Origin of the sequence: Brevibacillus sp. MCWH (assembly GCF_013096935.1) — a bacterium.
Lineage (GTDB): Bacteria > Bacillota > Bacilli > Brevibacillales > Brevibacillaceae > Brevibacillus > Brevibacillus aydinogluensis.
This window is the reverse complement of record NZ_SDLF01000012.1, coordinates 44,989-63,773: the sequence shown is the minus strand read 5'-3', so window position 1 is coordinate 63,773 and position 18,785 is coordinate 44,989. Positions and strand designations below refer to the sequence as shown.

Annotated in this window: 18 protein-coding genes; 10 read left to right on the top strand and 8 right to left on the bottom strand. The window is 56.6% G+C overall.

The features are described from left to right. The first annotated feature begins 113 nt into the window (after positions 1-113). Genes ETC00_RS12425 through ETC00_RS12405 form a run of 5 tightly spaced genes read left to right on the top strand, consistent with a single transcriptional unit; the run spans position 114 to position 3,716 of the window. Positions 114-944 (top strand): electron transfer flavoprotein subunit beta/FixA family protein, encoded by an 831-nt coding sequence (locus tag ETC00_RS12425; RefSeq protein ID WP_171566400.1) that lies wholly within the window; start codon positions 114-116, stop codon positions 942-944. Further along, positions 941-1,972, top strand: a complete 1,032-nt coding sequence (locus ETC00_RS12420; protein ID WP_171566399.1) for an electron transfer flavoprotein subunit alpha/FixB family protein — start codon at positions 941-943, stop codon at positions 1,970-1,972. The genes ETC00_RS12425 and ETC00_RS12420 overlap by 4 nt, the downstream gene beginning before the upstream one ends. Further along, complete coding sequence (locus ETC00_RS12415; protein ID WP_171566398.1) at positions 1,956-3,251, top strand: FAD-dependent oxidoreductase; 1,296 nt, start codon at positions 1,956-1,958, stop codon at positions 3,249-3,251. The genes ETC00_RS12420 and ETC00_RS12415 overlap by 17 nt, the downstream gene beginning before the upstream one ends. Further along, complete coding sequence (locus ETC00_RS12410; RefSeq protein ID WP_171566397.1) at positions 3,233-3,547, top strand: ferredoxin family protein; 315 nt, start codon at positions 3,233-3,235, stop codon at positions 3,545-3,547. The genes ETC00_RS12415 and ETC00_RS12410 overlap by 19 nt, the downstream gene beginning before the upstream one ends. A 13-nt stretch (positions 3,548-3,560) precedes the next feature. Further along, a complete protein-coding gene (locus ETC00_RS12405) occupies positions 3,561-3,716 on the top strand; it encodes a hypothetical protein (RefSeq protein ID WP_171566396.1) in 156 nt (51 codons plus the stop codon). 105 nt (positions 3,717-3,821) lie between these two features. On the opposite strand, the gene ETC00_RS12400 is transcribed toward ETC00_RS12405, so the two are convergent. From ETC00_RS12400 to ETC00_RS12385, 4 genes are all read right to left on the bottom strand, one after another. Continuing rightward, entirely contained in the window at positions 3,822-4,184 is a 363-nt protein-coding gene (locus ETC00_RS12400) for a M67 family metallopeptidase (protein ID WP_171566395.1), read from the bottom strand. A 359-nt stretch (positions 4,185-4,543) separates the two neighbouring features. Then, the gene (locus ETC00_RS12395) at positions 4,544-5,890 is read right to left on the bottom strand and encodes a coiled-coil domain-containing protein (protein WP_171566394.1); all 1,347 of its coding nucleotides are present in this window, start codon (positions 5,888-5,890) and stop codon (positions 4,544-4,546) included. Between the two features lie 448 nt (positions 5,891-6,338). After that, positions 6,339-7,610: a BMQ_0737 family morphogenetic spore coat protein gene (locus ETC00_RS12390; protein ID WP_230076676.1), complete on the bottom strand. Its 1,272-nt coding sequence runs from the start codon at positions 7,608-7,610 to the stop codon at positions 6,339-6,341. 155 nt (positions 7,611-7,765) lie between these two features. Continuing rightward, positions 7,766-8,650: a glycosyltransferase gene (locus ETC00_RS12385; protein WP_171566393.1), complete on the bottom strand. Its 885-nt coding sequence runs from the start codon at positions 8,648-8,650 to the stop codon at positions 7,766-7,768. Positions 8,651-8,802: 152 nt separating this feature from the next. Here ETC00_RS12385 and ETC00_RS12380 point away from each other — a divergent pair, with 152 nt between their 5' ends. Both ETC00_RS12380 and ETC00_RS12375 read left to right on the top strand, forming a co-directional pair. Further along, a complete protein-coding gene (locus ETC00_RS12380; protein ID WP_171566392.1) occupies positions 8,803-10,182 on the top strand; it encodes a hypothetical protein in 1,380 nt (459 codons plus the stop codon). Positions 10,183-10,231: 49 nt separating this feature from the next. After that, a complete protein-coding gene (locus ETC00_RS12375; RefSeq protein WP_171566391.1) occupies positions 10,232-10,579 on the top strand; it encodes a DUF1360 domain-containing protein in 348 nt (115 codons plus the stop codon). A 9-nt stretch (positions 10,580-10,588) separates the two neighbouring features. Here the strand turns inward: ETC00_RS12375 and ETC00_RS12370 are convergent, their stop codons facing one another. Together ETC00_RS12370 and ETC00_RS12365 are read right to left on the bottom strand one after the other, a co-directional pair. After that, complete coding sequence (locus ETC00_RS12370) at positions 10,589-11,806, bottom strand: glycosyltransferase family 2 protein (RefSeq protein WP_171566390.1); 1,218 nt, start codon at positions 11,804-11,806, stop codon at positions 10,589-10,591. A 211-nt stretch (positions 11,807-12,017) separates the two neighbouring features. Next, positions 12,018-12,809 carry an FkbM family methyltransferase gene (locus tag ETC00_RS12365; RefSeq protein ID WP_171566389.1) on the bottom strand — a complete coding sequence of 264 codons (792 nt, stop codon included), beginning with the start codon at positions 12,807-12,809 and terminating at the stop codon, positions 12,018-12,020. Between the two features lie 244 nt (positions 12,810-13,053). Between ETC00_RS12365 and ETC00_RS12360 the strand changes: the two genes are divergently transcribed. The 3 genes from ETC00_RS12360 to ETC00_RS12350 are packed head-to-tail and all read left to right on the top strand — an operon-like array spanning position 13,054 to position 16,557. Next, the gene (locus ETC00_RS12360) at positions 13,054-14,451 is read left to right on the top strand and encodes a sugar phosphate nucleotidyltransferase (protein ID WP_171566388.1); all 1,398 of its coding nucleotides are present in this window, start codon (positions 13,054-13,056) and stop codon (positions 14,449-14,451) included. Further along, the gene (locus ETC00_RS12355) at positions 14,448-15,395 is read left to right on the top strand and encodes a GDP-L-fucose synthase family protein (protein ID WP_171566387.1); all 948 of its coding nucleotides are present in this window, start codon (positions 14,448-14,450) and stop codon (positions 15,393-15,395) included. Before ETC00_RS12360 ends, ETC00_RS12355 begins: the two co-directional genes overlap by 4 nt. A gap of 37 nt (positions 15,396-15,432) precedes the next feature. After that, complete coding sequence (locus tag ETC00_RS12350) at positions 15,433-16,557, top strand: glycosyltransferase family 61 protein (protein ID WP_171566386.1); 1,125 nt, start codon at positions 15,433-15,435, stop codon at positions 16,555-16,557. Positions 16,558-16,693: 136 nt separating this feature from the next. Here ETC00_RS12350 and ETC00_RS12345 read toward each other — a convergent pair whose 3' ends face one another. Next, a complete protein-coding gene (locus ETC00_RS12345; protein WP_171566385.1) occupies positions 16,694-17,935 on the bottom strand; it encodes a glycosyltransferase family 2 protein in 1,242 nt (413 codons plus the stop codon). A gap of 13 nt (positions 17,936-17,948) precedes the next feature. Beyond that, complete coding sequence (locus ETC00_RS12340; RefSeq protein ID WP_171566384.1) at positions 17,949-18,782, bottom strand: FkbM family methyltransferase; 834 nt, start codon at positions 18,780-18,782, stop codon at positions 17,949-17,951. Between the last annotated feature and the right edge of the window lie 3 nt (positions 18,783-18,785).

Here is an 18,785-nt window from a genome sequence, read left to right as displayed (position 1 = left end):
CCGCAATACGTTATAACAATGAACAACACGCTGCCCAAGATGCGCCTAAAAAAGAGACAACCCGTGCGGGACTTCGCTGAAGACCGCAGCTGGCAGCGAGGAGGGATTTGTGCATGCTGCATATCGTCGCCTGTATCAAACAGGTGCCGGACACGAAGGTTATCAAGATGAACCCGAAGACGAACACGATGGACCGATCCAGCGCTCCAGCCATTCTCAACCCGTATGACGCCCACGCCGTGGAAGAGGCGGTCCGGCTGAAGCAGCGCTACGGCGGCACTGTCTCCGTGCTGACAATGGGACCGCCGCCGGCCGTCAAGGCGATCCGCAAGTGCATCGAGATCGGTGCGGACGAGGGCTACATGATTACCGACCGGGCATTCGCCGGGGCGGACACGCTGGCCACCAGCTATGCGCTGACCAAGGCGCTGGAGAAAATCGCCAAGCAGAAGCCGATCGATCTGATCATCTGCGGCAAGATGACGATCGACGGCGACACCGGGCAGGTGGGGCCGGGCATCGCCAGACGGCTCGACATACCGCCGCTGACCAATGTGAAAAAGGTGGTGGAGATCAACAAGGAGAAGGGATACGCCATCGTCCACCGCAAACTGGAGGACGGGTACGAAGTGGTCCAGTCCACGCTGCCTTGTCTGTTCTCCGTGGAAAAGGAGATCAACGAGGTGCCGTACTCTCCGCTTCCCAACATGCTGCGCGCCGCCCGCTACCAGCCCGTCATCTGGTCCGTCAACGACCTGGAGGACGTGGATCGGAGCCTGCTGGGGCTGAAAGGTTCACCCACGATCGTCGCCAAGGTGTGGCCGCCGGAGAAACCCAAGGGGGGCGAAAAGCTGCAGGGCAGCCCGCGCGTGCAGGTGAACCGGCTGATGGAAATCCTGGCGGAGAAGAAGGATTTGTTTCGCGCAAAGGAGGGACGGGCATGAACCTGGAGGAGTACCGCGGGGTCTGGGTGTTTTTGGAACAGCAGGACGGCCGGATCGCCCCGGTGTCGCTGGAGCTGCTGGGGGCGGGGCGAAAGCTGGCTGACAAGCGGGGTGTGCCTCTTTCCGGCTTGCTGATCGGCGACCAGGTGCGTGAACTGGCGACGGTCGCCTTCCAGTACGGAGCGGACGTCGTCTATCTCTACGATGACCCGATTTTTCACTACTACCGGACCGAGTCCTACATGCGTGCCGTGATCGCATGCGTGCAGAAGCACAAACCGGAAATCCTGCTCTACGGAGCCACGTCGACCGGCAAGGATTTGGCCAGCGCCGTGGCGACCGATCTGGAGACGGGGCTGACCGCCGATACCACGATGCTTGACGTGGATCAAGAAACGGGCCTGCTGGAAGCCAGCCGTCCGGCGTTCGGCGGCAACATCATGGCGACTATCCTGTGCAAAAAGCATCGGCCGCAGATGGCCACCGTCCGGCCCAAGGTGATGAAGGCACTGCCGCCCGATCCCAATCGTACAGGCCAGATTGTGGAGGAGCGGATTCCCCTGCGGGAGGAAGAGATCCGCACCAAAGTGCTGAAGATCGTCCGCGAAACCAGCAGGAGAGTGCGGCTGGACGAGGCGGACATCATCGTCGCCGGCGGCAAGGGGATGGGCAGCAAGGAGGGCTTCCAACTGATCCACCGCTTCGCCGAGGCAATCGGCGCGACGGTCGGGGCCAGCCGGGATGCCGTCGAGGCGGGATGGATCGATCACCAGCATCAGGTGGGGCAGACCGGGGTGACGGTGACGCCGAAAATCTACTTTGCCATTGGCATTTCCGGAGCGATTCAGCACCTGGTCGGGATGCAGAACTCCGGATTGATCATCGCGATCAACAAGGACCCGGACGCGCCGATCTTTCAGGCGTGCCACTACGGCCTCGTCGGTGACGCGTTTGAAATCGTCCCGCTCTTGATCGAGGCGCTTCAGGCGGAATCGGACAAGGAGGTGCAGTATGGCGGAAAAGTTTGATGCAATCGTCGTCGGGGCCGGACCGGCGGGCACGGCGTGCGCCTACACGCTGGCGAAGGCCGGTGTCAACGTCCTGCTTCTGGAGCGGGGCGAATATCCCGGCTCCAAAAACGTCATGGGTGGAGTGCTCTACCGCAAAATGATGGAGGACATCATCCCCGGCTTTTACAAGGAAGCGCCGGTGGAGCGGCCGATCGTGGAGCAGCGCTTCATGATGCTGGATGAACAATCGGCGCTGACATTCAGCTACAAGGGGTTGGAGTGGGCGAAGGAGCCGTACAACAACTTCACCGTGCTGCGCGCCAAGTTTGACCAGTGGTTTGCCGACAAGGCAGTGCAGCAGGGGGCCCTGCTGGTAAACGAAACGGTCGTGCGGGAGTGCATCGTGGAAGACGGCAAGGTGGTGGGAGTACGCACCGACCGGCCGGACGGAGAGGTGTTCGCTGACGTGGTAGTGTTGGCCGACGGGGTGAACTCGCTCTTGGCCAAGTCGCTCGGCTTCCACAAGGAGTTTCGACCTGACGAAGTGGCCCTCGCCGTCATGGAAGTGCTCAAGCTGGACCGCAAGATCATCGAGGACCGCTTTAATCTGGAAGGGGATCAGGGCTGTACGATCGAAATCTTCGGCGACTCGACCAAAGGCATTCTCGGCACCGCCTGGCTGTACACCAACAAGGACAGCCTCAACATCGGCGTGGGAGCAATGCTGTCCGGTCTGATCAAGCATAAGATCAAACCCTATGCACTGCTGGACTACGTCAAGAATCACCCGATGATCCGCCCCTACATCCAGGGCAGCGAACAGCAGGAGTACCTGGCCCATCTCATCCCGGAGGGCGGCTACCGCTCCATGCCCAAGATCGTCGGTAACGGCGTACTGGTGGTAGGGGACGCAGCCCAACTGGTCAATGCGATCCACCGCGAGGGCTCCAACATGGCGATGACCTCGGGTGTGCTGGCGGCGGAAGCGATCCTGGAGGCCAAAGCGGCGGGAGACTTTTCCGAAAAGACGCTGGATACGTACCGCAAAAGACTGTTGGACAGCTTCATTGGCCAGGACCTGAAAAAGTATCAGGACGCCACGCATCACTTTGAACGTTCTCCCCAGTATTTCGAGCGATATATTCCCATGATGAACCGGGCGGCCAGCCAGATGTTTACCGTGGACGGCAGTTCCAAGTGGGAGAAGCAAAAGAAAATCTGGCGTGATCTGGGCACGGCCAGGGAGAAATGGAAGATGGCCCGCGATCTGATGCAGGCATGGAGGGTGATGAAATGAGGAAAGAGCTGCCCGCAGGCCAATCGATCGAGGAAAAGCAGTACCTCGTCCGCTTCAAGGCAGACACCAAGTCACACCTGCACGTGCTGGATGCGGACATCTGTGCCACCAAGTGTCCTGACAAGCTGTGCACGATTTTTTGTCCGGCCGAAGTTTACAAGTGGGAAGGTGTGCGCATGCATGTGGGGTACGAGGGATGTCACGAATGCGGAAGCTGCCGGATTGGCTGTCCGTACGAAAACATCAAGTGGGAATACCCGAAAGGCGGTCACGGGATTATTTTCAGACTGGGGTAATGGACGGTGGAACATGTTTAAGCCGGGGGAATGCGTTGTCTACACCCGTGACGGAGCCAGAGGAATCGTCATCGCGGTGAACGGGGAATGGTATCAAATATTCTGGGAGGACACCTTTGTCAGTTGGGAAAAAGCGGAGGTGCTGACGAAAGCGGAGCAGCTTTCCTGACGACAAAAAAGCGGGAGCCACGGCTCCCGCTTCCCAACTTTTCTATATACTGTTTCGCGACTGTGAAGAGATGGGACATGCCCGGTCAATCAAGACCAACGTCACTCAATAAAGGATACATCTGAGCGGCGTCACCTGTTTGCCGTGGATGCGAAAACATCCCAGAACCGGCTGTTGTCCGGCAAGGGACAGGACCAGATAGGCAGTCTCCGGATAACAGGCGTGCTCGATATCGTACGGCGATGGATAAGCGGGAGCGGCCGGATGAGAGTGGTAGATGGCGACAAGACGTTCCCCTCTCTGTTCCATTTGGGCAAAGACCTGGCGAATCTGTTCCTCTCTCATGGAAAACGAGAAGGGGCTTTTATCGGCGTTCTCCATCTTCCAAATGGTCTCCGCCCGTCCGCATCTCCCCGACAGCAGTCCACATGCTTCATAGGGCTGTTCAGCAGTGCAGTGGACAACCATCTCTCGCCACACATGATAAGCCAGCGGCAGGACGATGCCTATGGGACTACGGCTTGAAACGCCTCCCGCAGCAACCGCCCGATCTTCGTTGCGGCAACGATTTGACCACGTGCGACTTGCCCCATCCGGTATGTCCTGGAGGGGATACGTGCTGCTGACTGTTGCTCGGAAGATGGGGGTGCGTGTGGACAGGCCTCATTTGCCGTTGTCTGTAGAGTGCGCGGATCTGATCCGGTGTCATGAAAATCCCTTCCTTTCCTTCGGCGTATACTATGATGTATTCGTCGGCGGAAAGGAAGGGAACGGCGGTTGCACAGTGGAGTGCAGTCGGGGAAAGGACGGGCGGTCTGGGTGCATGGTTACGCGTTTTTAAAGGGATTAAAGGCAGTGACTGCAGACGTGTTGTGCGGTTTGAGAAAAGAGGCGTGAGCGCTGTTGGACGGCAGTCTCAACACGGGCGTGCCTCCCGCTGCCAGTTGCTGTTGCTGGGCAGCAGCAGGGGATTCCATCCCTTTTTTGCTTCGCGATTCGCGTGACTGGTAATCGTGGATGGCCTGCCGGTACTTTTCTTCTTTTTTCTGCAAGTCTTTGATCGTCTTCTTCAACTCCTGGCGTTCCCGCTGCCATTCCGCTTCCTGCGCCTGCAAGCGGGCGATCACTTCTTCCTTCTCCTTCAGCTGCTGCTGATAGGTTTCTTCCCGCTCCGATTGAGTCGATGCGTGTATCAATTTTTGCTGTAATTCATCAATCTGCTGCTGCCATTCTGATTTCTCGGCCTGATGGCGGGCGATGATGTCGTCCCGCTGGTGAAGCAACTGCGTCAGCGCTTCCTCGTTTTGCCGGGAAGATTCGAGCTGCTGCGTCAGTTCTTCAAGCGCTACCCGCCATTCGGCTTCTTTTGTCTGATAGCTGGCGATGGTCTCTTCCAGCTGCTTGATGCGCTGGGCATCGTCGGTTGTTTGTTGGTGGTACTCCTTGAGCTCTTGGTTCAGCAACTCCCATTTTTCGCTCCACTCCGCCTCTTTGGCCTGATAGCGGGCGATGATGTCGTCTCGCTGGTGAAGCTGCTGCGTCAGTTCTTCAAGCGCTCCCTGCCATTCGGCTTCTTTTGTTTGGTAGCTGGCGATGGTTTCTTCCAGCTGCTTGATGCGCTGGGCATCGTCGGCTGTTTGCTGCTGGTGCACCTTGACTTCTTGGTTCAACAACTCCCATTTTTCGCTCCACTCCGCCTCTTTGGCCTGATAGTAGGCGATGATGTCGTCTTTTTGCTGCAGCAGCTGCGCAACGTCCTCTGAAAGCATCGCCCCCTGGGCTTCCCTTACGATTTCCCTCCACTCTTCCAGGGTTTTCTGCCATTCCGCCTCCTTTTCCTTGTAATAGGCGATGGTTTGGTCCCGTTGTTCAAGCAGGACAAGCTGACTTGCCTCGAGTTGTTCAAGCTCGTGCACCCGGTCTTTCAGTTCGGCCACCACGCGGTTCAATTCGTCTGCCCTGCGCTGTTGCTCTGTCAGTGATCGTTTTACCTGTTCCAGGTGCTGGTTGTGCCATTCTTCCCGGTCCCGCAGTTCCTTCAGTTTTTTGCTGGCAAGCTGTAGTTCTTCGTAGTACTGGTTCGCTTTCGCTTCAAAAAACTGCGCTTGCCGCTTCAGCAGGAGAAGCTTTTCCTTCTCCGGCTTCGCTTTGCTGGAGGTCTTTTTTTTCAGCACCGTACGTTCCTCCTTTGCAGTGTGTGTTCCCCTATAGACATATGTAAGGGAGCGGGAAGTGTGAAAAAGCGGAGAAGAGTTAGGCTGTTACGGGTGAGTATATGTTTCACTTAAAACAGAAACGGGAGAAGAGCAACTCTTCTCCCGTCGTACTGAAGACAAACCGGTTGTACCGAGGAGAAGCACGTTTCCAGGCAGAGCGACTTGTGAGCCCTACCGAGCGGAGCTGCGATTTGCGGGTAAAAGGATCGCCACCGTTGAACAGGCTGCGTAGCTATGCGGCTTTGGCGATCCCCCGCAAATCGATGCGGAGCGAGCAGTTTGTGCTTCCTTGCTGGGCGAGCACGGAGCGGATGACGGAAACGTGTTCTCCTTGCAACGGCCACTTTGTCTACACACAAACGGGAGAAGAGCAACTCTTCTCCCGTTTTGTATCGATTCTGGCGAATTACGGAATGGACGGCGTCGGGATTACATCCGGGAACGTTACGCAGTCTTGGACCAGCAGCTGCTCGTCGGGGACAATCGTAAGTGCTGCGGAGAAGATGGGGAGTCCGGCTCCGTTGGTCAGCAGCAGGAGCACGACGTCCGGCAGCCCCAGACCGGTTTCGGCCAAGACGAGCGTGTAGTTCACCGTTTCTTGCGTGCCTGTTGCCGTGAACGTTCTCACGCCGGTACCGGTAACGACAAGACCGAGGAGGATGGTCGGCAGAACGATTCCCAGACCAAGGTCCGGCAGAACCGTGATGCACGTCGGCGAGCTGATCGTCGTTGGCGTGAGGCTGAAGCTTTGGTCGCCGGGGATGACGTCAGGCAGCGGTGTCGGACCAGGCGTATCGAAGAAGTTGAAAGTGAACGTGCTGGCCGACGGATTGCAGCTCGGGCAGATGTCGGCGATCAACTGTACGGTACCGATTTCTACCGGTGCCAGCGGCGGCAGGCCGAGGCTTACTGTTACGCCGGTAAGCAGCGTATTGACTGTAGCCTGGCAGTCGCAGTTCGCACGCGGGAAGATCGTCGGGCACTGCGGCGGGAAGACGATCGGCGGGCAGCGGAAACCAGGACCGGGGGACGGTGTCGGTACCGGGATGTCGTTCGGACGCGGTGCGCAGAACTTGGCCAGTACCTCCAGTTTTACTTCCGCTTCCACCTGGATTTCCTTGCAGATCGTGATCTCCAATTCTACCATGCCGCCGAGCAGAACGCTGCCGATCGGCGTGCACTCGATTGCGGTAATCCGGCAGAGAATGTTGTTTTCGTCCAGCGGCTCCGGCAGGCAGAGCACCACTTCGTCATCAAACTGGATGGTCGCCGGGAATTCGCACAGGAACGTACCATCAGCAAAAATGCGAAGCAACACAGTAGCACCGAACAGGAACCGGACAACGCCTACGCGGACGGTAGCACCGCCAACCGTGATCGTCTCACGGCGAATGCCGATGACACGGCAGGAAAATTCGGGCGAAATTGTGGGTTGCGGTTTCGGAATCAGCGGGAACGGCGGCGGTACGATCGGTTCCACGCACTGAATCGTAATGTCCTGTCCCGCACGGATGGCTTCGTCAACCAACGGCCGGCAGTCGTCTGGAATGGGAACCTTGTTGCGGTCCCTGTTGGCAAATACAACCCAGTCGTACACCTTTTGAACGCGGATGCACTCTTCCTGCAGATTGTTGGGAATCGGCGGAGGTGCGGTTGGCGTCGGTGTAGGTGTCGGCACTTGGTAACCCCTGATGGGCTTCACTTTATGCACCAGTACAACCCTTCCTTTCTATAGGGTATTTGATTTTGCATTACATACTATGGAGGCAGCGGGAGATTTGCTTGTCAACGAATGCCCATTTTTCGCGCAGCCTTCGCTTCGTGCCCTTCTGTTTAGAAAGGAATGGCGAACTGGCGCATGAACCAGTCGTCGTCGTATTTGCGACGGGCGAAATACCGCAGACGCTGGGCCACGGCCCCGCATTGCAGCACCTCGCGCTCAATCCGGTTGGGATCGGCGTGGATGATCAGTTTCTTGCAAGCTGCAATCCGCGATTCGTTAAAGTGGCTGTACGCCATTCGCAGCATGTTGTAGTACACATGCTCAAACTCCACTTTGTACGGATGGGCTTTTCGGAACAGGTGGAGGATTTTGACCGAGGGTTGTACATGGCAGCGGTAACCAAACAACCATAATTTTATGGAAATTTCGATGTCTTCAAAGCCCCAGACGCGAAACCCTCTGTCAAAACCGCCGATGTCCATAAAGACGTGTTTCGGCATGGCCAGACAGCCGCCGGGGAGGATGGCGGATGGTTCCGGTCGGTTTACATGCCGGGTCCAGACTACGCCCAATCGCTGGTCAAGCGTCTGGCCGTAGCCGACCTTGTGGGGCTCCTGCATCGACGCGATGGCGGGAGATACCGCATCGGTGCGCCCGGACTTGATCAGATCGACGAGACCGTCGATCCAGTAATTCGGAAACGTCAGATGGGCGTCACAGAAAATCAGATAGGTGCCTTTGGCGTGTTCCGCTCCCAGATTTCTCGCAGCAGCTGCGCCGATTCCAGGCGTGGTGATCAGCTTGACCCGGCCATTCTGTTCTTCTGTTTGCAAAAAGGCGCAGCAGTTGTCTGAAGAACCGTCATCCACCACGATGATCTCATACGGATAGCGCGTTTTCGCGGCGCGAAGCGATTCAAGCGTGGTGCGCACGTTGTTTCCCTCATTTTTGGCCGGAAAAATGACGGAAACCAACGGCAGGTGTTCGTCCGACATGGGATCACTCCTTTCTCCTGACATGGTATGGCAGAACGAAGAAGGGGGTACCCGTCTTCTCGGAAAATGACCGCTTCACGTCTCACGCATGGTGCCGGCTGTTCATACACTAGACAGCGGATGGGGAAATACCCATTGGAGGAGTGAATCGCATGGACGTCGAGGTATATTACGCGGGACAGCGCAGCGGGACCATACCGTACATGTCGGTGCCCGCCTTTCGACTGTTCTGCAAACAGAATGGCTTTCAGCTCAGATGGGATGCCGAACAGAAGCGGATTGAGCTCGATTCCGGGCTAAAGGGGAGAGTCTGTGTCCTGGCGGTGGGAAAAGCCGGAAAAGACGCCTCCTACGAATGTGAGATTTTGAACAGGGTGCAGGCGTTTCTGTCCGAGTACGGGGCAGAGGTCGTGATCGGAGAACCGGCGAAGATTCTCAAAAAGGATGTGGCGATCCGCTTTAGCGTCAAGGAGATCCGCGCATCCGTCTCCCCCAAGTTGATCGTGTTTCGCAGCGAAAACGAGTCACGCAGGACGCTGGTTGACTGCCTCCACCATGAACTGAAGCAAACAGGGATCAACTGCGTGATAAAACTGCTGCGGGAAGCCCGCTCTGGTTCCTCCGGTATCGCGGTTCAATTTCAACTCCCTCAGGGTACGGATGAACAGCAGCGCAAGGCGTACGCAGAATGCATCGCCTTTTTTCTCGCTTCCGGAATCCTTCATTACTTTCTCACCGGTCTGCGTATCTCACCGCTGTCATACCTGTCGCGCCATCTGCTGAAAGCGTTTGGGGGCAGAGCTGCTGCGGAAGAGGCGGATTCGGCAGATGCAGCAAAGAATGCGGGGGAGGAAGCGGACGCATACAGCGCCGCCGGGGTGAACGAACAGCAGGAAGCGGCTCCAACGGAACCTCTGGAGACAGAGGCGGCCTTGGGCGCACAGACAATCGATGTGCAGCCTGATCCTGACACGGCTGAAGCCAGGACGGACGAGGCGGAGCCGCAAGTTACTGTGCAGGAAGCAGTCCCTTTGGCGGAAACGTTCCGGCAGGCGGAAGCAAGGCGGCTGGAAGCAGAGGTGTTTTTCGACTACACCGTGCTGCGGTCCGATGTCGAAAACCGGCCGTTTTTGCTCATCGGCAATATTTGCGTAAAAAATACGGGAACAGAAGCGCTGTACAATCCGGTTGTCTGCCTTCGCGCCGATCCGCCTGACAGCATCAAGATGGGGGGACAAATCCTGCCGCCCAATTTGGTGGAAACGCTCGCCGTGCAAAGTTCTGCAGGGATCAAAGGGTGGCGGTATCTGGAGAATGACTGGTTTACGCAGGCGAAAGAACGAGGGGAGTACTGGATGGCACCGATTCATCCCGTGAGGATTGAGCCGAACACAACCGAGATGTTTCAGAATTTCCAGTTCTCCGTCACCAAACCGGAAACCGGAAACACCGTGACGGTCGAGGGCTATGTATTCTTTCAGGAACAGGGGCTGCAGTTTGCGGCCAATAACCGGATCGCCCTTTCCTTGTAAGCGTAAGAGGTAAAGAACCAAGAACGTATCAGGAAAAGGAGTGGGATGTATGGAAGGCGTCTCGTGGCTGGATTTGGCGATTCTGGTGCTGGCCAGTTTTCGCCTGACCCACTTGATCGTGTTTGACGAAATCACTGCGTTTCTGAGAGCGCCTTTCTTTACGGAGAAGTATGAGACCGACGCTGTCGGTCAACTGATCCGGCATATCGAATTTCACGGGGAAGGCTTGCGCCGCTGGCTCGGCATGCTGCTCAGCTGCCATTGGTGCGTAGGCATTTGGGCGGCAGCGGCAGTCGTCGCGCTTTACGTCTATGTACCGGCCGCCTTTCCTCTGCTGCTGCTTCTCGCTGTCGCAGGTGCAGCGGCCGTAATCGAGACCAAGTTGTACACGGGTTGACGGTTGCGGCTATGGCGTGCGGGACGCATGCTGAATTGTTTGATAGAGCCGTGCTTCGTCCTGGGATAGAGGAAGCACATCCTCCGCGATGAAGCTGACCTGCCGCTTCATCGGGTACACCTGATTTTCAAGAGAGATAAACCGCGACGAAAAGATGGCCACGTCGTTTTTCAACCGGCTTTTGTCAAGCGGTATCTCCAATGAAAACGATGGTTTTGTGATCTGGTGCACAGCCATCAGCCGTCCGTTGACCACGACGGAACACTGGAAATGGACCCCCTGCTCGTATGGGGACGGGATGTGCTGGGATGATCTTCCCTTGACCAGCAAGAGGTGGGCCGGACTGCTCGGATCTGCTTCCACCGTTGCCGTGAACATGGGGGGGACCCACAAATCCTTGTACCGGTTCATGTGCGTGACCTTGGGAGTCTGTTTGCGGGCGGCGTTGGCCTTGATTTGGCGCAGCAGGGAGTAGGTGCCCATGCGCAGATAGGGAGCCGCGTACCTCATCCACGTATTTGAGATCGATCCGAAGTGCTTGACGACGGTTTGCAGGACTTCCGGAATCCCGACCGAGTGCCATTGGGTTGCAGTTTTGGAGCTTTCGTGAACGCGGGTATTTGCCAGATGCTCGGGGATGTAGCCGATGGTGTAGTGTTTGGCTATGCGAATCCACAAGTCGTAATCCATGCAAAAATGAAGGGATTCGTCCACACCCCCCAGCTGTTGAAACACGTGCTTGCGGAAAAACGCGGCAGGCTGGCAGACACAGCAGCTCTCATACAGGCGTTGGAGCGTGGCGGTGCTGACCGTGAGCGAAGAAGAGGCACGACTGTTTTTGTTGATGACGAAGCAATTGCCATGCACCATCGCCCATTCCGGATGCTGCCGCAATGCCTGCACGGCTTTCCTGACTGCTCCCGCCACGTACGTATCGTCGGAGTTCAGCCAACCGATAATCTCCCCTTTTGCCATGGCTACTCCTTTGTTGACCGCGTGGGACTGGCCCCGGTCAGGCTCGGACACGAAGCGAAACCGCTCCCCCAGAGTGCTGCTGTACTGCTGCAGGAGGGCAACTGTGCCGTCCGTTGATCCTCCGTCCACCACGATGTGCTCGATGTTCGGGTAGTCCTGGGATAAAACGCTCTGGATCGTTTCCGCGATAAAGCCGGCCTGATTGTAGGAGGGGGTGATGATGCTGACGAGAGGAAGATCCTGTTGGGACATACGTCTCACTCCCTTCCAAAATGAAATGCGGAAAAAAGGGGGCCCGGGTCAATGCACTCGGCCTCCCTTTTTGCGCTATTTCCCATCGTCATGCGGTGCGGTTACAAATAATCCGGCACCAATCCGGGATTGCGGAAATTTGGCTTCCAGCGGGACGTTAAAGAGCATGAACGACTCGGTCCATGTTCCTCCCATGTAAGAAAGCCTCCTTTCACTTTCTCAGACAGATGTCGTAGAAGCCTTTGTACTGGGCGTAGTAGTCGTCGTAAATCGCCAACAGCTGCTGGACGGTAGCAGGCTGCTCCCGGCTCAGCGAGATCCGCGAAAAATGCTTGAGCACCCGCGCGGCGTCTTCCCTGGTGGTGCCGTACCGGTACAGGTGATACGGGGAGTACTCCGCGATGATCGTCGTGTCCTTGCTCACCAGCGGCAGGCACGCTTCGATAATGGCGAAGTCGGCCCCTTGCGTGTCAATCACGATCAGATCCATCAGCGGGGGAACGGTGAAGCCGTAACACTTGCTGAACATCTCCACGGGGTTCACCATCTGGATTTTGTAAGGCAGACTGCGGAAGATCGATACTTCCATGTCGCTGCTTTTCGGCATCGCACAGCGGTGATCGGACGAGTCCCAGGCGCTCTTGAAAAACGAGATGTACTGCCCGCTTTTTCCCAGCGCGTAGGGAAACGCATGAATGTTCTGAACCTGGTTGAGGTGAAGGTTCACCGTCAACAGGGCGAAATTGAGCGGGTCAGGCTCAAAGCAGTAGATGGTCGCCGACGGCTCAGCCTTTGCCAGATAGATGGCCGCCGAGCCAAGATGGCCCCCGGCATAGAGAACACGGCATTTCGGCTTTAACAGGCTCCGCGCATGCTCCAGCGAATCGCTCCAGAGGCGGTTTCCGCTGCGAAAACCGGCTCCCGCCACTTTGTCGTCGAGATGGGTGATCAGCTGCATGGTGAGATTGTTCAACGTCACGTGTGCGATCGAAAAAGGATACAAACCCGTTCCTCTCCTTTCATGACCCCGTCAGGTCATGCAGAGTTTGGTGGAAGAGACTCGTGTCACTGTGCCATTGAATATGATATGTGCAACACAGTCGTTTTGAAACGGGACAGCTTCATCATGCGGCCGTTCATCCCGGCGGAAGAGAGAATACCTATTTTTGTCCGTTTCAATATCACCCCTCTTTCCTTGTTCATAAAATAGTGCAGGCCAAGACAAAAATCGGACAGAGGTGCAGTGGATGAAACTCATATTGCTATCAGGAGGGTCCGGAAAGCGACTGTGGCCGTTATCAAACGATGTACGGTCCAAACAGTTTTTGAAAATGCTGCGCAATCCGAACGGCGAGTTGGAATCCATGGTGCAACGGCTGTGGAGGCAGTTGGCTGCCAACGGCTTGCTCGATTCTCTGTACGTTTCCACCAGCAAAACGCGAGCGGACATGATCGTGAACCAGTTGGGGACGGAGGTGCCGCTCATCCTTGAACCCAAGCAGCGGGACACGTTTCCTGCGATCGCACTGGCCGCCAGCTTTTTGTATTCCAGAGAGGGCGTGGACCTTCAGGAAACGGTTGCGGTCATGCCCGTCGATCCCTACGTCGGGGAAGATTTTTTCGCGCTGATCAAGCAGCTGGAGCACGTGCTCGACCAATCGGGAGCCGATCTTGCGCTGATCGGGGTTACGCCAACGTATCCGTCCAGCAAATACGGCTACATCGTCCCTGCTGAATCAAAAGCAGACAAGATACAGCCGCAGATGTACCGCGTCCTTTCGTTTACGGAAAAACCGTCTGAGGAGCAGGCAAAGTGGCTGCTGAAGCGGCGCGCGCTCTGGAACTGCGGCGTGTTTGCGTTTCGCCTGGAAACGATGATTAAGGAATTGGAGAAAAGAGGATACCCCGTTGAGTACGACGCGCTGATTCAGCAGTACGACCGGCTGCCCGCGATCAGTTTTGACTACGAAGTGGTGGAGAAAGCGGAACGAGTCGTCGTCGTTCCCTACGACGGAGAGTGGAAGGATCTGGGCACCTGGAACACGATCACGGAGGAAATGACCGTGAATCTCGTCGGAAAAGGGCACCTGGACAACGGATGTACCAATACCCACGTGATCAATGAATTGGACCTGCCGATTGTCGTCATTGGAACGTCCGACGTGGTGGTGGCGGCCAGTCCTGACGGCATCCTGGTATCGGATAAAGCGAAAAGTCACCGCATCAAAGATATTGCGAAAGAGTGGAACCACCGTCCGATGTTTGAAGAACGGCGCTGGGGGTGGTATCAAGCGATCGGTTACCAGACCACGGACAGCGGGGCCGAGGTATTGACAAAGCGGCTTCACATCCATGCTGAGCGGAATTTGAGCTACCAGTATCACCGTCATCGCTCAGAAGTGTGGGTAATTGTCGCCGGCGAGGGTGAATTTGTGTTGGACGATCGTCTGCGGCATGTTCAGGCCGGGGATGTACTGGAAATTCCGGTCGGGGCCAAGCACGCGATCAAGGCCACTGCCGATCTGGATATCATCGAGGTGCAGATGGGAGACAGCCTGGTGGAAGACGACATCGTCCGCCTGTGTCTCTCGTGGGAAGAGATCATGGAGCGGGTAAACCGTGACCAGCTGGAGGGAGGAGCATGAAACGCTGGATTGACAAGACCATCATGGTGACCGGAGGCTCGGGCTTTCTCGGTTCCCATGTGGTGGAACGGCTGAGGGCGGCAGGCTGCAGCCGGATCATTGTACCGCGAAGCCGCGATTACGATTTGCGCAATCAGCAAACAGCCATGTCGCTTATTGAGCAGACAAAGCCTGATTTGATCATTCACCTGGCGGCTTCGGTTGGAGGAATAGAAGCAAACCGCAAAAATCCGGGGGCTTTTTTTTACGACAACTTGTCCATGGGCATTCATCTGATGGAAGCGGCCAGGCGCGGCGGTGTGGAAAAATTCGTGGCCTGCGGAACGATCTGTTCCTATCCCAAGCACGCTCCTGTACCGTTTCGGGAGGAAACATTGTGGGACGGCTATCCGGAAGAAACAAACGCTCCCTACGGGTTGGCCAAAAAGATGCTCCTGGTGCAAAGTCAAGCCTACCGGCAGCAATACGGGTTCAATTCGATTTTTTTGCTTCCCGTCAACCTGTACGGGCCGCGCGACAACTTTGATCTGGTGACGTCTCATGTGATTCCGGCGTTGATCCGCAAATGCGTGGAGGCCAAAGAGCGTAACGAGAATCACATCGTGGTCTGGGGGACAGGACAGGTCACGCGCGAATTTCTCTATGTCGAGGATGCTGCGGAAGCCATCGTGCTGGCAGCGGAGCATTACGACGGCGATCAGCCGGTCAACATCGGCACGGGGGAGGAAATCTCCATCAAAGATTTGGCAGAGCTGATCGCCAGGGAAACGGGTTTTACGGGCGAGATACGCTGGGATACCGGAAAGCCGGACGGACAGCCGCGCAGATGTCTCGATGTCCGGAAGGCCAGGGAGTACTTCGGATTTCAGGCCCGGGTGTCGCTGCGCGAGGGATTGCGCAGGACGATTGCGTGGTACGTCGCGCAGCGGGCGCAAAGAGGCTAGCAGCTCTGCACGTTTGCGACTGATCGGAGGGGAACATATGGAACGATGGGATGAAGGTATCGCTCCTCCCCGTGATTTTTACAACTCCACGGAGGATTGGGCGGCCGCAGCGTATCCGGATCAGAAAAGTGCGGCGGGCATGTATCGGAAATGTCCGGTCGAACCGTTTCGCTATGATCCCGGCCGTTTCCAGCAGCCGATTGACCCTTCGATGTGGACGATGTATGGCGAACCGCTGCCCTACTACATTGCCTTCATGCCGAACGGAAGAGTGTGGGGGGAGAACGGCGCGGTAATCAGTCCGGACAACAAACTGGTATGGGATGTCTCCCATGAGATGTACCGGCTGCCGCAGGAGCATTCCGTCTTTGAACAGGAATATCTGCCGCCCGTCACACGTCTGCCCGGGACCGCTGCGCTGTTGACATATGTGGGCAATTCCAACTATTTTTTTTGGATGTTCGACGTATTGGCGCGGATGGAACTTTTGCGGCGAGAGGGGATCGCCGTCGACAAATACCTGATCAATCAAAAGCGCCAGCCGTTTCAGGATGAGACGCTTGCCGCACTCGGGGTAACACCCGATCGGCTGATTGAATGCAAGAGCGATACCCACATCTGCGCATCCAATCTGGTCATTACTCCGCCGGTGGCATACTCCGGCCACGTGCAAAAATGGGTGTGCGACTTTCTGCGCGAACGGTTCGCCGGGTGGCGTGCAGCCGCGTCCGGCGGGAAAGGGGAACGCCTCTACATCAGCCGCTCAGGGGCCCGTTACCGACATGTGCGCAATGAAGAGGAAGTGGTTGCTCTACTGGAACGGCACGGATTTACCCGCATCCATTGTGAGGAGTATTCGGTCGCCGAGCAGGTGCGCCTGTTTGCGTCAGCACAGGTGATTGTCGCACCGCATGGGGCGGGCCTTGCCAATATTGTCTTCTGCCGGCCGGGAACAAAAGTAATCGAATTCTTCTCTCCTCACTGGGTTCGCCAAACATACTGGATGATCAGCTGCCACTGCGATCTGGATTACTATTACCTGATCGGCAGGAAGCGGAAGCTGGTCTACGATGTGTGGTCCATTCGCTACCACATCGAAGACGATATCGTCGTCGATCTGAAGAGACTGGCCGGACTGCTGAAACTGGCCGGCTGCGCATAGCAACAGGGGCGGAAAAGGAAAAAACGGGGTGCTTGCCATTGGGCCAAGCACCCCGTGTCTATTATTCCTTCCAAAACGGTTTGAATGACGCGGCATGCGCGAGTCGCGCCGCTTGCCGCATGCGGCCGACTGCAGCTTACAGCCGGGGAACCGGGCGGCGATGATCCCTGATCCACTGCGCGATGCCGGCGGGATTTGTCAGATATGCACGGTAAAACTGCAGCTCCTGATACGAGAGAGGAAGCACCTGATCGGCCAAAAAGCTGACGACGCGCGGCTGCGCCGGGGAGCCAAGCTTTATGTTCCACGATGCGAAAATGTCCAGTTCATGGTTCGTCCGATCCGGCGGGAGCGGAAATTCCACGGTAAATGACGTCCCGTTCACGGCGATTGTTCCCGTCATGCTGCCGTTTATGACGTAATGCAGGAAAGCTGATTGGGACGCGGACGGCCCGGCCGGTCTTGCGCCCCTGATCAGCAGCGTGTGTGCGGGAGATTGCGGATCGGATTGAATCGAGACGTGAAAATTGGGCGGGACCCACATGTCCGGGTGGCGGTTCATCGCTGTGATTCGCGGTGCGTTGCCAAAAACCGCGTGCGCCCGAAAAAAGTTCAGCAGCGGAAACACGCCTTTGTTGTGGTGGAAGTACAGGTATTCCATCACCCAGTCGTTTGACACGGTACCGTAATGTTTGGCGCTCGTCCGGAACACTTCCTGAAGTCCTACCGTCGGCCACTGGGTGACCGATTTGGATGCGGAATGATACCTGGCTTTTGCCCAGAATTCGGGCACATAGCCGATGCGGTGGCGCTTTGCGATGCGGATCCACAAATCGTAGTCCATACAGAAGCTGAGGGTTTCATCCAACCCTCCCACATCGTACAAGACCTGTTTGCGGACGAAGGCGGCAGGCTGCAGGATGTTGCACCGTTCAAACAGTTTCAGCCGATCCTGCGGCTTGACGGGAAACGGCCTGACCGGCAGGTTTCGCTCGTTGGCAACGTAGCCGTTTCCGTGTACCATCCCCCAGTGAGGGTTTGCCATCAGGGCTTGAACCGCTCGGCGGATGGCGCCGGGCATATACGTGTCGTCCGAGTTCAACCATCCGATTATCTCTCCCCGCGCGACAGACAGGCCTTTGTTGATCGCGTGGGACTGACCGCGGTCCGGTTCGGATACGAAGGTGAATTTTTCGCTTAGCTGGTTGTATTGGGACAGGATCGCAAACGTGTTGTCCGTGGATCCGCCGTCAATCACGATGTGTTCCACATGCGGGTAATCCTGCTTAAGCACGCTTTCGATCGTTTCTTGGATGTACTTTCCGTGGTTATAGGAGGGGGTGATGACGCTCACAAGCGGAAGCGATTGGGTGTCCATGGGCCTCACTCTCCTATTTGTGTGTTGGGTCCTGGCGTGCAGTCAACCAGATGTCCACATAGCCTTTGTACTGTTCGCAGTGTTCGTCATAAAACGAAAGCAGTTGGTCAACGGTAACGGGGGCGGGCATGACATTTTCCACCCGCGAGTTTACGATTTCCGCCCGGGAAAAGAGGCGAAGCAGGCGTTCTACATCCTGCCTGGAAGTGCCGTGGCGGTACAGGTGATAGGGCGAATACTCCGCAATCACGCCGGTATGCGGGCCAATCATCGGCAAACACGCTTCCAAAATGTCAACATCGGCCCCCTGGGTGTCGGTCACGATCAAGTCAAACGAGCGAGGAGCCTTGCTGCGATAGCACGCTTTGAGAAATTCCGGGGGCTGCACGATCGGGATGCGGTAGGGGAGGCCGTGAAAAATGGTAACGTCCGGATCGTCCATTCGGGGCATGGCGCAGCGGTGGTCGGATGAATCCCAATCGCTTTTGTAAAAAGGAATAAATCCTTGTGTTTTTCCTGCTGCAAACGGAAACGCATGGACGTTGCGCACCTGATTGATCTCCAGGTTCACCGTCAACAGCGCGAAATTGATCGGGTCAGGTTCAAAACAGTAGATCAGCGCGGTTGGCTCCACCTTGGCCAGAAAAATCACCGCTGAGCCGACATGGCCGCCGGCGTAGAGAATCCGGCCATGGGGTTTGAGATTTTTTCGCGCGTGATCCAGGGCGTCCGACCACAGCTTCTTCCCGCTCCGTAATTCGGCGCCGGAAATCAGATCTTCCAGGTTTGTCACAAGCGTCATGGTGACGTCATTCAGTGATACTTCCGAATGCGTAAAAGGGTGCATGGC

Coding starts and splice junctions, on each gene's coding strand:
- ETC00_RS12375 (WP_171566391.1), top strand. CDS start 10,232: ATGGAAGGCGTCTCGTGGCTGGATTTGGCGATTCTGGTGCTGGCCAGT.
- ETC00_RS12340 (WP_171566384.1), bottom strand. CDS start 18,782: ATGCACCCTTTTACGCATTCGGAAGTATCACTGAATGACGTCACCATG.
- ETC00_RS12360 (WP_171566388.1), top strand. CDS start 13,054: ATGAAACTCATATTGCTATCAGGAGGGTCCGGAAAGCGACTGTGGCCG.
- ETC00_RS12400 (WP_171566395.1), bottom strand. CDS start 4,184: ATGGTTGTCCACTGCACTGCTGAACAGCCCTATGAAGCATGTGGACTG.
- ETC00_RS12425 (WP_171566400.1), top strand. CDS start 114: ATGCTGCATATCGTCGCCTGTATCAAACAGGTGCCGGACACGAAGGTT.
- ETC00_RS12410 (WP_171566397.1), top strand. CDS start 3,233: ATGGAGGGTGATGAAATGAGGAAAGAGCTGCCCGCAGGCCAATCGATC.
- ETC00_RS12415 (WP_171566398.1), top strand. CDS start 1,956: ATGGCGGAAAAGTTTGATGCAATCGTCGTCGGGGCCGGACCGGCGGGC.
- ETC00_RS12345 (WP_171566385.1), bottom strand. CDS start 17,935: ATGGACACCCAATCGCTTCCGCTTGTGAGCGTCATCACCCCCTCCTAT.
- ETC00_RS12350 (WP_171566386.1), top strand. CDS start 15,433: ATGGAACGATGGGATGAAGGTATCGCTCCTCCCCGTGATTTTTACAAC.
- ETC00_RS12420 (WP_171566399.1), top strand. CDS start 941: ATGAACCTGGAGGAGTACCGCGGGGTCTGGGTGTTTTTGGAACAGCAG.
- ETC00_RS12355 (WP_171566387.1), top strand. CDS start 14,448: ATGAAACGCTGGATTGACAAGACCATCATGGTGACCGGAGGCTCGGGC.
- ETC00_RS12370 (WP_171566390.1), bottom strand. CDS start 11,806: ATGTCCCAACAGGATCTTCCTCTCGTCAGCATCATCACCCCCTCCTAC.
- ETC00_RS12380 (WP_171566392.1), top strand. CDS start 8,803: ATGGACGTCGAGGTATATTACGCGGGACAGCGCAGCGGGACCATACCG.
- ETC00_RS12405 (WP_171566396.1), top strand. CDS start 3,561: ATGTTTAAGCCGGGGGAATGCGTTGTCTACACCCGTGACGGAGCCAGA.
- ETC00_RS12385 (WP_171566393.1), bottom strand. CDS start 8,650: ATGTCGGACGAACACCTGCCGTTGGTTTCCGTCATTTTTCCGGCCAAA.